This window comes from Helicobacter pylori (genome assembly GCF_003637685.1).
In the GTDB taxonomy this organism is placed as follows: Bacteria; Campylobacterota; Campylobacteria; order Campylobacterales; family Helicobacteraceae; genus Helicobacter; species Helicobacter pylori_CJ.
The window spans coordinates 12,460-25,805 of record NZ_MVWW01000003.1; the positions used below are offsets into that span (position 1 = coordinate 12,460).

Annotated in this window: 11 protein-coding genes and 1 pseudogene; all 12 read right to left on the minus strand. The window is 41.0% G+C overall.

Going from position 1 to position 13,346, the window contains the following annotated elements:
• Position 1 precedes the first annotated feature (1 nt).
• Positions 2–388: a diacylglycerol kinase gene (locus EAL44_RS03095; RefSeq protein ID WP_121074571.1), complete on the minus strand. Its 387-nt coding sequence runs from the start codon at positions 386–388 to the stop codon at positions 2–4.
• Positions 381–1,409 (minus strand): hypothetical protein, encoded by a 1,029-nt coding sequence (locus EAL44_RS03100; protein WP_121074575.1) that lies wholly within the window; start codon positions 1,407–1,409, stop codon positions 381–383. The genes EAL44_RS03095 and EAL44_RS03100 overlap by 8 nt, the downstream gene beginning before the upstream one ends.
• A gap of 9 nt (positions 1,410–1,418) precedes the next feature.
• Positions 1,419–1,610: a DUF262 domain-containing protein gene (locus tag EAL44_RS03105; RefSeq protein ID WP_121074578.1), complete on the minus strand. Its 192-nt coding sequence runs from the start codon at positions 1,608–1,610 to the stop codon at positions 1,419–1,421.
• A gap of 202 nt (positions 1,611–1,812) precedes the next feature.
• Positions 1,813–2,313, minus strand: coding sequence for an acetone carboxylase subunit gamma (locus EAL44_RS03110; RefSeq protein WP_162970335.1), 501 nt, complete (start codon positions 2,311–2,313; stop codon positions 1,813–1,815).
• 23 nt (positions 2,314–2,336) lie between these two features.
• Positions 2,337–4,634 (minus strand): hydantoinase B/oxoprolinase family protein, encoded by a 2,298-nt coding sequence (locus EAL44_RS03115; RefSeq protein ID WP_121074584.1) that lies wholly within the window; start codon positions 4,632–4,634, stop codon positions 2,337–2,339.
• Between the two features lie 11 nt (positions 4,635–4,645).
• A complete protein-coding gene (locus EAL44_RS03120; RefSeq protein WP_121074587.1) occupies positions 4,646–6,787 on the minus strand; it encodes a hydantoinase/oxoprolinase family protein in 2,142 nt (713 codons plus the stop codon).
• Positions 6,788–7,020: 233 nt separating this feature from the next.
• A complete protein-coding gene (locus EAL44_RS03125) occupies positions 7,021–8,022 on the minus strand; it encodes a lipid A deacylase LpxR family protein (protein ID WP_000465234.1) in 1,002 nt (333 codons plus the stop codon).
• Positions 8,023–8,152: 130 nt separating this feature from the next.
• On the minus strand, positions 8,153–9,517 hold the full coding sequence (locus tag EAL44_RS03130) for a TIGR00366 family protein (protein WP_121074590.1): 1,365 nt from the start codon (positions 9,515–9,517) through the stop codon (positions 8,153–8,155).
• A gap of 19 nt (positions 9,518–9,536) precedes the next feature.
• Positions 9,537–10,160: a 3-oxoacid CoA-transferase subunit B gene (locus tag EAL44_RS03135; RefSeq protein WP_001206234.1), complete on the minus strand. Its 624-nt coding sequence runs from the start codon at positions 10,158–10,160 to the stop codon at positions 9,537–9,539.
• Complete coding sequence (locus EAL44_RS03140) at positions 10,157–10,855, minus strand: CoA transferase subunit A (protein WP_121074593.1); 699 nt, start codon at positions 10,853–10,855, stop codon at positions 10,157–10,159. Before EAL44_RS03140 ends, EAL44_RS03135 begins: the two co-directional genes overlap by 4 nt.
• Positions 10,856–10,865: 10 nt before the next feature.
• On the minus strand, positions 10,866–12,041 hold the full coding sequence (locus EAL44_RS03145) for an acetyl-CoA C-acetyltransferase (protein WP_121074596.1): 1,176 nt from the start codon (positions 12,039–12,041) through the stop codon (positions 10,866–10,868).
• A 380-nt stretch (positions 12,042–12,421) separates the two neighbouring features.
• Positions 12,422–13,249 (minus strand): annotated as a pseudogene (locus EAL44_RS03150) (3'-5' exonuclease); the annotation flags it as partial.
• Positions 13,250–13,346: the final 97 nt, after the last annotated feature.

The window sequence follows — 13,346 nt, forward strand, 5'->3', positions numbered from 1 at the left end:
TTTAATTAAAATAAAGCGTTAAAAGATAACGCCCCCAAATCAAAGCCCAAAAAATAAGCCCTATCAGTTGGGCTGAACTGGCCATGTCTTTAGCTTTTTTGGCTAAGGGGTGGAACTCGGTGCCAGTAAAATCCACAGCCTTTTCAATGGAGCTGTTGATGAGTTCAACCACCACTGATAAAAAACAAGGCACAATCAATAGCCCCCATTCTAAAAAATCTTTAGCTAGATAGCTCGCTAGAACGATACAAAAAAGAGCCAAGATAATAATTTGCCTGAACGCGCTCTCTTCAGCCCACGCGCATTTAAGTCCGTCTTTAGAATAAAAAAGGGCTTTAAAAAGGCGTTTAAACCCTTTAGCTTTGGGGGGGACTTTGAAATCACTCATGGCTTATTGTGTAAGATTGAAAGAAATTCATGCTAAGGCTTTCTAACAAGGCGTTAAAAGTCAGCTTGGCGTTGTCTTTTATTTGGGCGTTAAAAGTGATCTGGGATCGTTTGTCTTTAGCCATAGAAACAAAGGCTTGCAACAATCCTTTAAAATCTTGTTGGAGCACGGTATCGTCTTTAAAATGGGATTGGAACAAGGCCATAAAATAGTTTTCTAAAGAAGCTAACGCGCTTTCATAAGAGACGCTAGGGGTTTGAGAGCGCAAGCTAAAATAAGGGGAAAAAAAGCCCAAACTCTCTTTATTTTGGTGGTAAAAGGACTCTAAAACATTTTTAAGATGGCGCGCTTGGATAGAAACGCTCAACTTTGGCGCTAAAAAACGCAGTTTGTCTTGCAACTCTTCTATGGCTTTAGCGTCTTTAGAACTCAAGGTTTTAAAAATATTTTTAAGGGAGAGATTTTCTTGAGTCTCCATTAAACCCTCTTGAAAAAAAGTGTAAGCAAGGATATTTTCCGCATTAGTCAAATCGCATTTTAAATTATCGTTTAAGGTTTTTTCATCTAAAGCGTTGAATGTTAAAGAGCAATTCAAGCGCGTGGGTTTCATTTTTTCTAATAAGGTATTCAAATCTTTTAGGGGGATTTGGCTGATTTTTTGCTGAATATCTTGTTCTAAAATAGGGGATTGGATTTGAGAATGGACAGAAAGGACAAGAGAGCTTTTATCTAAAGAATGGAGCTTAATACTCAAATTTTTAAAATCCACAATAGGGGAGTTTTGAGAATCTAAAAAACTCAGCCCTTTAGAAACGCATGCAATTTTAAAAAACCCTTCGCATTCAAAAGGAGAGCCTACAATCCCCATGCCCTTAATATGGGGGCGTTGATTCAAATAAGCGTTAAGATAAGCGGTTAAAGATTTTTTAACCGATATGCTAGTAAAGAAGATAAACACCCCTAAAAGCACGCAAATTAAAGCCCCAATAACCACCATCCAAGACATGAATTTTTTAGTCAAAAACACCCTTTATTCTATTGAAAGCATAGTGATAGAACCCATAAAATGCGTTTTCTTATTTTTAGAGATATTGACAATATCTTGCAGTAATTTTCCACAACTTTCTTCTTCCCAAGTGTGGTTTCGCTGGTGTACAAGGACAGAAAATATCGTGTTTGTTAGGGCAAAAAAGTCGTTAGTGATGCCTTGTGTTACTTTCATAGCTTTTCCTTGTTAGGTGGAATTAAAATTATACCTAGTATTAAATCAAAAAAAAAGAAAAAGAGCTTAAAATTTTGAAAAAGTCCTAATTTGTGGCTGAATTTGTTGGGATTGAAGAAAAATTCGCTTGAGTTAAATTAACCCAAGCTTTTTAATGCACCAAAGAGGCATAAAGCCTCTTCATAAAAAGGATTGAGCGATTTTAGTGTCTTTCTGGGGGCTGTATGCCTAGCCAATCTTTATAGAATGTCTCTATATCAGGCTCAAAATCATGGATCACAGGATACCAAGGAGTTGGGGCTTCAATATCTAAAAGAATGCCGCAATCCGGGCAAATATACTCCCGATACACTTGCCAGTGAGTATCACTGGCTAAGAGTTTAGGATACACCTCTTCCATTTTTTCTGCTGTATCGCGCACATAAATGTTTGCATGCAATTTCCAGTTTTCTTCCGGAGTGCAAAACGCATGACCGCATGAACACTTAATAACCCACTTCTTTTGAGGATCTTGCACCACAAACAAATGCGGCCCCAAGGGTAAGACGATTTTATCATCAAAATCTACCTTATCTTGCAACACCTTCAAATACATTTGGAACCTTTCATGATCTTTAGGCATGCTCAGCATTTTTAAGACAGTGTTCCAATCCAAGTTCCCCTCTACCAAATTTTTAATTTGTTCTTGTGTGTATTTTGACATGATTATTCTCCTTCACAAAAATCTTATTTCTCATCAACCAACACAACTGTGCGCACATCAGGCAATTTGCTCAAATCCATCCTGTATTTAGATCCATAGGTGAATACGCCAAGCTCATCTTCTTTCACGCTCCAATTCTTTGGCAAGTTCCAGAATGTTTTAAAATCATTCAAAAACTTAGGCGAGAGATCAAAGCTAGTCGCATACATGTGCTTAACTTGTTTGGAGGCCTCTTTTTCAAGAATAGCGTTTCTTTCTTGCTCCATCCATTCTTTTACCGGTATGGATCTAGCCTTTCTGTTTTCAAGAATTTCTTTTCTTCTGGCTTTCGTTTTAGCTTCATCTCCTACCCAAATGCCGTCTTTATTCTGGCTCACAATCGCACCATAAACCTTGTAAGCGTATTCTGGTAATAGCTGTTTGCTGTTTAGATCTTCTAAAATCGCATTCAAATCCCTTTCAATAGGATCGCCAAATCCAGGACCGCCTTTGATGTAGTTCAAATACAAGTCGTAATTGTCAAAGCAATTCTCGGTGGTGATGCACTGCTTATCCCTTTTGACTTGAGATGCATGAGAAATGTGCTTTTCATAATCTCGATCAGTTGGGTTAAAATCGCCTCCCAAAGGCAAGCTAGCGTTATTTTTAATCCTGTTTTTTAAATCGGTGTTGTGCGCTTCAAACCTATAGCCACTAGCCGCTGGATAGCCTCCCATCATACCCCAATCGCTATTCATATAGCCATTACCCATAAAGAACATGGTCCAATCATGCGCACCCCACACCATTCTTAAGGTTTCAAACCCGTTACCGCCTCGATATTTCCCATACCCACCGGTATTGGCTTTGACATTCCTGCCTAAATAAAGAAGAGGCTCTGCCATTTCCCAAATTTCAACATCGCCCATATCGCCTTCTGGATTCCAAATAGCCGCTGCGTGATTTAATCCGTCTTTTATCGCACAAGCTCCAGTCCCACAAGAACTCGTCTCAAAGCTATTCACCGCATGGATTTCTCCATCCTGGTTGATACCACCGCCTTGCAGCCAATTGGAAGTGTTAGCGTTTCCAGAATTGACCTCTTCTAAATACCCTCGGCTGTAATACGCTTGAGACAAGCCTCTCCACAAAGCGCTCCAGCCTGATACCAAGAAATGCCACGCATAAGCATGCCCAGTGCGCCTGTCATCTGGATTCATCCAAGTCCCTTTTTTGAGCCTGAATTGAGTCGCAAAATAAGCGCCATCATTGATGCGAGAAGTGGGGATCAATGTTTGAGTCATCATCACCCAAATACCGCTAGTAAAAGACACTTGGTTGCAATTAAAAGAGTGCCATCCCCACCTAGACGCGCCATCAAAATCCAATTTCCATGTAGCGTCTTTATTGATAGTGATTTCCACAGGAGAGTGCATGATCGTGTCCAGTTTAGCAAATTCAGAGCACACGCCAATATCCTTATGCGCATAAGGCACATCCACAAACGCTACCTTTCTATACTTGCCCGGTATGGTCATGGATTTGATCCTAGAGATAAGGCCTCTCCTCCCCTCTTCAATCACCTCATCAATAAATCGCATGTAAGAATCAATGCCGTCTTCTTTAATGACTTCCATCACTAAATCCCTAATCATATGACACCCTGCAATCCTAGTCCTTTCATCTAGAATCCAATATTTAGGCGTTCTTACCGATCTTTGAGATTCATGCAACCAATCTTTAAAGCTCTCATCATTCGCCCCTGTCTTACGGCAAGTGATCATGTATCCATCCCCAAATCTTTGAACTTGCCCGGTGCTCATCGATCCTGGAGTAACCGATCCGGTATCAATCACATGCGTAACACCGCCTACCCACCCAATCAATTTTTCATCGTGAAAAATAGGCACAAGAGTCATAATATCGCATGGGTGCACATTCCCAATCGCGCAGTCGTTATTGGTGAAAATATCCTTGTCGTTGATACCAGGGCTATCTTCCCAATTATTCTCTACCATGTATTTAATAGCCGATCCCATAGTGCCTACATGGATAATGATGCCCGTAGAAGTCAGCACGCTATCGCCCACAGCGTTATAAAGCGTGAAGCACAATTCACCCTCTTGCTCAACAATAGGGCTTGCAGCAATCCTTTTAGCTGTTTCTCTGGCATGCACGATACCGCCTCTTAATTTAGAGAACATCTTCTCATAGCCGATCGGATCTCTTTCTTTAAACTCTAGTTTTTTAAGGCCATTATAATGTCCTGTTTTTTCTGTCCTAGCTAGAATTTCATCTCTAGCTTGTTTTAAAGTTTTGCCGTTTTTCAATAAATTTGCCATTTTGAACTCCTTTATTTAATTTCTTTCAAGTGGAACAATCGGTGTTTGTCTAGTCTTGTTGCAAAGCCTTTGGGTATCACGAAAGTGGTCGCATCTGATTCCACGATCGCAGGCCCTATGACTTCATTTCCGGGCAATAATTTTTCCATTTGCCACACATCTGCATCCACCCATTTCTTATGCCGATAGAATTTTCTAACGCCTATTTTGGCTTCTTTTGGAGGCGTAGCGCCATGCTCTTTTTCAACCGGAATCACAGGTTTTTGCGTAGCCACAACACCACGCATGATCACGCCAGTCACGCTAAAACCAAGCTCTGGAGAACACGCTGATTCAGAATAAACGCGAGCGTAGGTCTTTTCATATTCTTTGACAATCTCTTCCCAATCAGCCACGCTTGCAGCTTTTGATACAGGAGAAGTGATCTCTAAGTCATTCAATTGCCCCATATACTGCATCCTGTATCCAGGTCTTAAGATCACATCTTTTTCAGAGAATCCATTGATTTTGAACTCTTCAATCACTTTTAAGGTCAATTCATCCCATGCGTCTTGAATGATTTTGCATGCTTCTATTTTGGACTTGTCTGAAGAATACTGCGGAATAGCAATATCCACGCTCTTGTCGTATCTGTATTCAAAATCAGCGCAAGCGCAACCAAAAGCGCTAAATCCAGCCGCCCACGCAGGCACTACCACATCCTTAAACCCTAAACCTTCTGTATAACCATAGGTATGCACAGGCCCCGCGCCACCATATGAAAAGCACACAAAATCAGACGGGCTATACCCTTTAGCGCTAATATTGGATCGCAAGTATTCTTTAAGATCCAAATCAAGCAGCTCAATCACACCCGCAGCCGCATCTTCTACGCTAATGCCTAGCGGATCAGCGATTTGCTCTTTAATGTGTTTTTTAGCCCTATCCACATCTAATTTAATCAAACCGCCTAAGAAATTATCCGGGTTCAAATAGCCTAAAACAATATGGCAATCGGTTACTGAAACCGTGTCTAATCCGCTGTCTTTCCAACAAGTGCCAACTCTATACCCTGCGCTGTCAGGCCCTAGTTTAACCGATTGGCTGTGCGGATCAATGCGCACAAAACTCCCCGCACCCGCACCAACAGAATCCATAGCCACAAGCGGTAGAGATAAAACAAGGCGTGCCATATCAGGGTCAGAAGCGATATTAAAATTGCTCTTAACGATAAGCGCCATATCAAAGCTCGTGCCGCCAATATCGCTGCATGCAATATTGTCATAACCCAGCGTTTCGCCTAGCAATTTAGATCCAATCACGCCTCCAATAGGGCCGCTCACAATAGTCCTAGCAAGCTCTTTAGCTTTCCAGCTAATGGTGCCTCCATGCGTTGCCATCACACGAAGATCGAATTTAGCGCCATGCTCTTTGAAGCGGTTACTGACTTTAGAGAGGGTTTGCCTGCTTGGCTCAGCCGCATAAGCTTCTAAGATGGTAGTGTTCATTCTGTGGCTTTCTTTTCTTTGAGGGTAGTAATCCACAGAAGCGAACACAGGAATATTTTTACCCAATTTTTCAATTTCTTTTAACGCTATATCTCTAACAATCCGCTCGCTTTCAGCGTTTTTATGAGATTGCAACAAACAAATAACAATGGCTTTCGCGCCTGCTTCTAAAAGCTCCTTAACAGCGATTTTAACCTCTTCTGGACGCACCGGGATAACCACTTGCCCCTTGACATCAGTTCTTTCTGTAACGCCTCTAATCCTTTTTAAAGGAATCAGCGGATCGTCATACTTGTGCGTGTTGATATGCAACCTTTCTTCTAGCGCATACCCCAAGTAGGATTGCAACGCCCTGCCCATAGAATGCATTTGCTCAAAACCCTTATTGCAAATCAGACCCACTTCCATCCCGCGCCTTTGGACGACCCGATTGAGCATCGCCGTGCCAGAATACACGCAAGTGACCAACTCTGGATAAACCTTACTGACATCTGATTTCCAATGCGATAAAGCGTCTTGTGAGCTATTATAAATAGCTAAACTCTCATCTTCTGGGTTGCTTTGGGCTTTACCGACTACGAAACTGCCATTTTCTTTCACAAAAAATGTGTCCGTCATGGTGCCACCGGCATCAATACCCATCACCTGAACTTTTGCGTCTTTCATTGTTATACTCCTTTGAATTAAAGTGTTGCTCAAGGCAACCTATTAGAAGTATAGGACAGATTGTAAAATGGAAATCGTTTATTTCAAAGTTGTTTGTAATAAGGGAAAATTTGGCGTAATAAAGTGAAAAGTAGTAACAAATTCATTCAAAACGCTACTGATATTCATCTTAAATTACCCAAAAATATCATATAAATATTATATAGGAAGAAAAATACTAAACTGATATTAAATCAAAAGGCGAAATTCAATTCTAATGTGCCGATTTGATGGTGCTTAGGCTGGGATTGAAAGGTTTTACTAATATCAGTGATCGTAAAAGCCACCCTAAAGCTACGCCACATCATAGCCGCTCCTATTTCACTGGCATAAACAAAGTATTCTAAATTGGCAATGCCCCTAGTTTCAGGGCTATTGCCTTGAATGAATATGTTAAGGGGTTGGAAGCGCCCAAAAGCCCCTACAAAAAAATAGATGGAAAATTTATCGCTATAAGGCATGCCCCCATCAAAAGCGGTATTGACCTTATTGACACCATAATCAGCGTCCAAGTTATACCCAGCCCTAAAGAGCGAGCCGAGTTGGAAATAATCCCTCGCATTACCCAATTCCACATTAAACCCAGGCATCAACTCCATGGAAAAAAAACGAGTCTTTAAAAGGGGGACTTTTTTGAGCAATTGGTAGTGCAATTCAAAGATAAATTCGTTTTTGAGCTGCGTGTTCCAGCCATAAAATTGAGGGTCATGACCCCATTTATGAATGAGACGCTGTGTTTGAGCGGCCAAAGAATCTTGCCCTGTCGTGCCTAAAGAAATCGTGAACAATTCCATAAAAGTTTGATGGCGGTTATACACATTCAAATTCACCCGTAAATACCCCCCATAAGGGTGGTTGTCATGCAAATGCACCAGTTTTCTGTTTGCAAGTGATGGGGTATACATGTCTTGGGCGAGAGAAATACCAAAACGAGTAACCCTAGGGCTTTTATTGAAAAACCCTAAATACGAAGACCATTTCATCGCTTTATTTTTAGAAAAATCAAACTCTTTAGTAGAAAAGCCTATTTGATTGCCTGCCGTGTAATACTCATCAATGTAAGGATTGATATAACCATCATTTTCAGTCATCAAATTGATAGAATAGCGTTTAGAGGGCGTTAATGGGGTGGGAATATCCTCTTTTGCCCATGCAAATATTCCTAATGATAAACATAAAATAAATTTGAAAAACAAAACACTTCCTTAGGTTATTGTGGGGTTGGTTATTGTAACGAAATAAGGCTTAATTACAAGAGCGTTTAAAGGGTAAAAAGAGAAAACTTTTACCCCCATTGAAAAGAGCGTGGTTTTAGGCATAAAAAACTCACACTAAAAAATAAAACACCCCACACACGACTAAGCCTACAAAAATTAAAGTCAAAACGCAATAGCCCATAATATCTTTAGCGCCCAAACCGGCAATGGCTAAAGCGGGCAAAGCCCAAAAAGGCTGTATCATATTCGTCCAAGCGTCTCCCCAAGCGATAGCCATAGAAACCACGCCCGGATCCACCCCCAAGCTTTGCCCAGCTGGGAGCATGATAGGAGCTTGAATCGCCCATTGCCCTCCGCCTGATGGAATAAAAATATTGACAATCCCTGCGCTCAAAAAAGTCATGAGCGCAAAAGTTTTTTCATTGGCGATGTGCGTGAAAGCTAAAGAAAGCATTTGCGCTAAAGAATGCCCCCCCACGCTATGGCTTGCCATCATCCCCATAATCCCGGCATAAAAAGGGAATTGGAGTAAAATCCCAGCCACGCTCCTAGCGGAACGATCGATCGCTTTCACATAAGCCAAAGGGGTTTTATGGAGCAAAATCCCTAAAAAAAGGAAAATCGTATTGACAATGTTTAAACTAATCCCTCCCCCTTTAAAAAAATAAATACCAAGATATCCAAAACCCAAAAAAACCAAAAGATAAGAAAGCAAAGTGCTGTTTTCTAAAAAATGCGCGATCGTTTTGTCTTGTTGGTGGTCAATGAGTTCAATCTCTTTGTATTCGTCTTTTAAAAGCTTTGGATCAATCTCAACGATTTCTTCTTTTTTAGGGTGGATCATCGCCATTAAAAAGGGTAACCCTACAAGAATGATCCCTATAATGATTAAGTTATAAGCAGAAAAAATCGTCTGACTGATAGGAATGGCTTTTTCAATCACCCCAGCGCTCATTTTGGACAGATTTTCATTTTGGGTGGCAACGCTTAAAGGGATAGAGCCTGATAAACCCCCATGCCAGATGACAAAACCCGAATAAGCGCTAGCGATGAGCAGCCTGTAATCCACCCCTTTAACATTTTTAGCGATCTCTTTTGCAAAAATTGCACTGATCACTAGGCCAAAACCCCAGTTGATCCAATTAGCGATTAACGATAAAAAAGTAACCAACCATAAAGCCGTGTAATACCCCTTAGGCAAAGACGCCAAGTATTTTAAAAGTTTTTGGACCAATTTAGCGCTAGCTAGAGCCTGACCTAGCACCAAAATAAGGGCCATTTGCATAGAAAAACCTAAAAGCGTCCAAGCGCCATTCCCCCAACTAGAAATGACAGACGAAGCGTCTTGCCCTGTCAAGCAATAAACAAGAACAAACACGACAAACGATAAAAGAGCGACCAAGACAAAAGAGTCCGGCAAACATTTAGACGCCAAAAACACGCACGCTGAAGTCAAATGCCTTAATAAAAACATAAACACCCCCTTTTATAAGCTATAAGCACACTTCAAATTCAGCTTCTGTCTTTTCTTTCACTTGATCAAGGCTGACCCCTTCTTGCAATTCCACTAATTTCATGGCGTTATTGGAAAACTCAAACACCGCTAAATCCGTTATCAATTGATGCACCACGCCTTTTCCCGTTAAGGGCAATGAGCATTCCTTCTTCACTTTAGACTCCCCGTATTTGTTGCAATGCTCCATGATGACAATCACTTTTTTAGCGCCATGCACCAAATCCATAGCCCCTCCCATGCCCTTTATGAGTTTTTTAGGGATCATCCAATTAGCCAAATCCCCATTTTGTGAGACTTCCATCCCCCCTAAGATCGCTAGATCAATATGCCCCCCACGAATCATCGCAAACGAATCCGCACTATTGAAAAACGAAGCGCCCGGCACCACGGTTATAGTTTCCTTTCCTGCGTTGATGAGATCCGCATCAACGCCCCCTTCTAAAGGGTAAGCGCCAATCCCTAATAGCCCGTTCTCGCTTTGGAAAACGATATTCATCCCGCTCACTTCATTAGCCACCAGCGTGGGCAAGCCTATCCCTAAATTCACATACATGCCCTCTTTTAATTCCTTTGCCGCTCGTTTAATGATAGCCTCTCTCATTTCGCACTCCTTGTGGTGGTTTTTTCTATCCGTTTTTCAAATTTCTCGCCCTTATAGATGTGTTGCACATAGATTCCTGGCAAGTGTATTTCATCGGGGTCTAATTCCCCAGCCGGGACAATTTCTTCCACTTCAGCAACGCATATTTTTGACGCCATCGCGCACAAGGGGTTGAAATTTCTAGCCGTTTTTCTAAATACCAAGTTCCCAAGAGTGTCGCTTTTATAGGCTTTGATAAGCCCATAATCGCCTGTTATCGCTCTTTCTAAAATATACTCTTTGCCGTTAAACTCCCTTGATTCCTTGCCTTGAGCGATCAAAGTCCCAACCCCTGTTGGGGTGTAGTAAGCGGGTATCCCAGCCCCTCCAGCGCGCAAGTTTTCAGCCAGCGTGCCTTGCGGTGTCAAAACGACTTCAATTTCTCCATTCAACATTTGCGATTCAAAAATCTTATTCTCTCCCACATACGAAGCGATAATCTTTTTAATCTGCTTTTTTTCTAAAAGAATACCAAGCCCAAAGTCATCAACGCCGCAATTATTGCTCACGACAACCAAATCCTTAATGCCTTTCTTATAAATGTAATCAATGGCGTATTCGGGTATCCCGCACAGCCCAAAACCGCCCACTAAAATAGTGTCTCCGTCTTTTAACCCATTCAATGCTTTGTCTAAATCGGTTATAACCTTGTTCATCTCATTCTCCTTATTTTTGTTCCACTACTACTGATAGCCCTTGACCGCCACCCACGCACAATGACGCACAACCCACGCCATGCCCACTCCTTTTCATTTCATGCAATAAAGTGACTAATATCCTAGCGCCGCTCGCGCCAATAGGGTGGCCAATCGCTATCGCGCCTCCATTCACATTCACGATATTGGGGTTTAATTCAAGCTCTTTTAACACGGCAATGCTTTGCGCGGCAAAGGCTTCATTGAGTTCAAAAAGATTGATGTCGTTGAGATTCATTTTGACATTTTTAAGATTGTTTTTAATAGCGATGCTTGGGCATATGCCCATAATATCCGGACTGCAACCACCCAAACCAAACCCCTTGATGGTGGCCATTGTTTTTAACCCCAGTTTTTGCGCTTTTTTAGCGTTGCATAAAATGATAATACTCGCGCCATCATTGATCCCTGATGAATTTCCTGCCGTTACCGAGCCGTCTTTTTTGAAAGCGGGTTTGAGCTTTGCAAGGGATTCTAGCGTCGTGTCTCTAGGGTATTCATCTTCTTTGAAAACCACCACGCCTTTTTTATTCGCTATTTCAATAGGCGTGATTTCTTCTTGGAATTTCCCAGCATTAATGGCGGCTCTCGCTTTGAGTTGCGATTGGAGCGCGAATGCGTCTTGATCTTCTCGGCTTATGTGGTATGCTTGAGCGACATTATCAGCGGTAATCCCCATGTGGTAATCATTGAACGCATCCCACAATCCATCATGGATCATGGAGTCTATCATGTTCGCATTCCCCATTCTTTTCCCATCTCGCATGTCAAACGACAAATAGGGCGCTGCGCTCATGTTTTCCACGCCACCGCACACCACCACCTCATCGCGCCCAAGCATGATGCTGTCATGCGCTAACTGGATAGCTTTCATAGACGATCCGCAAACCATATTGACGCTAAAAGCGTTTCTGTCATTAGGGATACCGGCGTCTAGTTGGATCTGTCTGGCGATATTTTGACCCAAACCAGCGCCTAAAACATTGCCTAAAATGACAGAATCCACATCGCTAGGCTTAAGAGTGCTCGCATTCAAAGCATCTTTAAGCACGCAAACACCCATTTCTCTAGCGCCTACATTCTTTAGAGAGCCTAAAAAACTCCCTACAGCGCTACGCTTTGCCGCCACTATAACCACTTCATTCATGTCTTTGCCTTTAAGTTGATTTACTCAGATCATGGTATCACTTTTAGATGATTGACACCCTAACAAGTTTGATTTTATTTTAGGTTTTGTTTTGGATTGAGGGCGATCCGTTTATTTTTTTCACAAAAATATTATTTTAGCGTTCAATGATTATTGCACAATTTTTCATTCAACACAGATTAGTTTAAAACTATAATTATTAGTTGTTAAGCTATAGCCTGTCTTAATGATAGACTATATTATTTATTAAAAACTAAAAGTTTTATTAGCGCGTAAATTAGTATAAATACCTATATTTTCATCTTTATCTTCTACTAATAAATAATGATGGCTTTGCTGATACCTTTTTATACTAATTGGTATTGATTATCCAATAAGGTTTAAATAAACTCCCTAATTTCTTTCTCTAAAGCGTTAGTAAAAACGCTTGAATAGGATTTTTCCTTAGGGAATTTGGCTAAAAAATCATTCAATAGCCCAAGGTATTGTTCCTTATTTAAAGCCCCTTTTAGCACTTCGTATTTTAAAAAAAGCCAGTAAGTGTTAAGCACATCGCTTTGGCAATAGCTGTCAATAATCTCTTTTTTCTCCTTTTGGCTTATATTAGGGTTGTAATAAATCGCATGCACTAAATCCCCGCTCACATCAAATTTACCAGGAATATTCGTCATAGAACAAATGCCATTCAAATTCAACCCCCTAACGGATCCATAATGGCTCAAGCTATCCATTAAATCCAAATGAAACTGCTCGCTATAACGCGCGCGGTAATTCTCCCATTTGTTTTCTTGGCTGTAAAAAGCGTCTAAGGTTAAATTGTATTTAAGGGCTTTGAGCGTGAGTAGGGGCATATCAAAACCTCTGCCATTGAAGCTTATTAAGCGCGGTTGCTTTTCGTTAAAGTATTTGAAAAAGTCTTCTAAAAGCTCTTTTTCGCTTGTAAAACCCTCTTTATTCTCGTGTTTTTGACCAAAATTCCCCACTTTGATAAATTGCCCATAATCATCGCCAATGACTGCTGCAATAGAGATAATTTCATGCAAATAAAGGGGCAAAAACTCGCTCCCGCTTTTTTCTTTTTGCTTTTCAAAACTACATTCACAGATTTTTAGCGCATCATCTTCTTTTAATTGAAAATGCTCTTTACACAAGCTCACGCTAGGAATGGTTTCTATATCAAACACGCACAACATCACACGCTCCTTTCGCTTTTTAACATTCTTGTCTCGCTTTTATTATATAACAATTAGTCTTATAGCGCTATAGTGCCAACTTTTAATCTAAAAACGATATAACCAAAAATTA

Coding starts and splice junctions, on each gene's coding strand:
- EAL44_RS03145 (WP_121074596.1), bottom strand. CDS start 12,041: ATGAATGAAGTGGTTATAGTGGCGGCAAAGCGTAGCGCTGTAGGGAGT.
- EAL44_RS03120 (WP_121074587.1), bottom strand. CDS start 6,787: ATGAAAGACGCAAAAGTTCAGGTGATGGGTATTGATGCCGGTGGCACC.
- EAL44_RS03115 (WP_121074584.1), bottom strand. CDS start 4,634: ATGGCAAATTTATTGAAAAACGGCAAAACTTTAAAACAAGCTAGAGAT.
- EAL44_RS03140 (WP_121074593.1), bottom strand. CDS start 10,855: ATGAACAAGGTTATAACCGATTTAGACAAAGCATTGAATGGGTTAAAA.
- EAL44_RS03105 (WP_121074578.1), bottom strand. CDS start 1,610: ATGAAAGTAACACAAGGCATCACTAACGACTTTTTTGCCCTAACAAAC.
- EAL44_RS03135 (WP_001206234.1), bottom strand. CDS start 10,160: ATGAGAGAGGCTATCATTAAACGAGCGGCAAAGGAATTAAAAGAGGGC.
- EAL44_RS03110 (WP_162970335.1), bottom strand. CDS start 2,313: ATGTCAAAATACACACAAGAACAAATTAAAAATTTGGTAGAGGGGAAC.
- EAL44_RS03130 (WP_121074590.1), bottom strand. CDS start 9,517: ATGTTTTTATTAAGGCATTTGACTTCAGCGTGCGTGTTTTTGGCGTCT.
- EAL44_RS03095 (WP_121074571.1), bottom strand. CDS start 388: ATGAGTGATTTCAAAGTCCCCCCCAAAGCTAAAGGGTTTAAACGCCTT.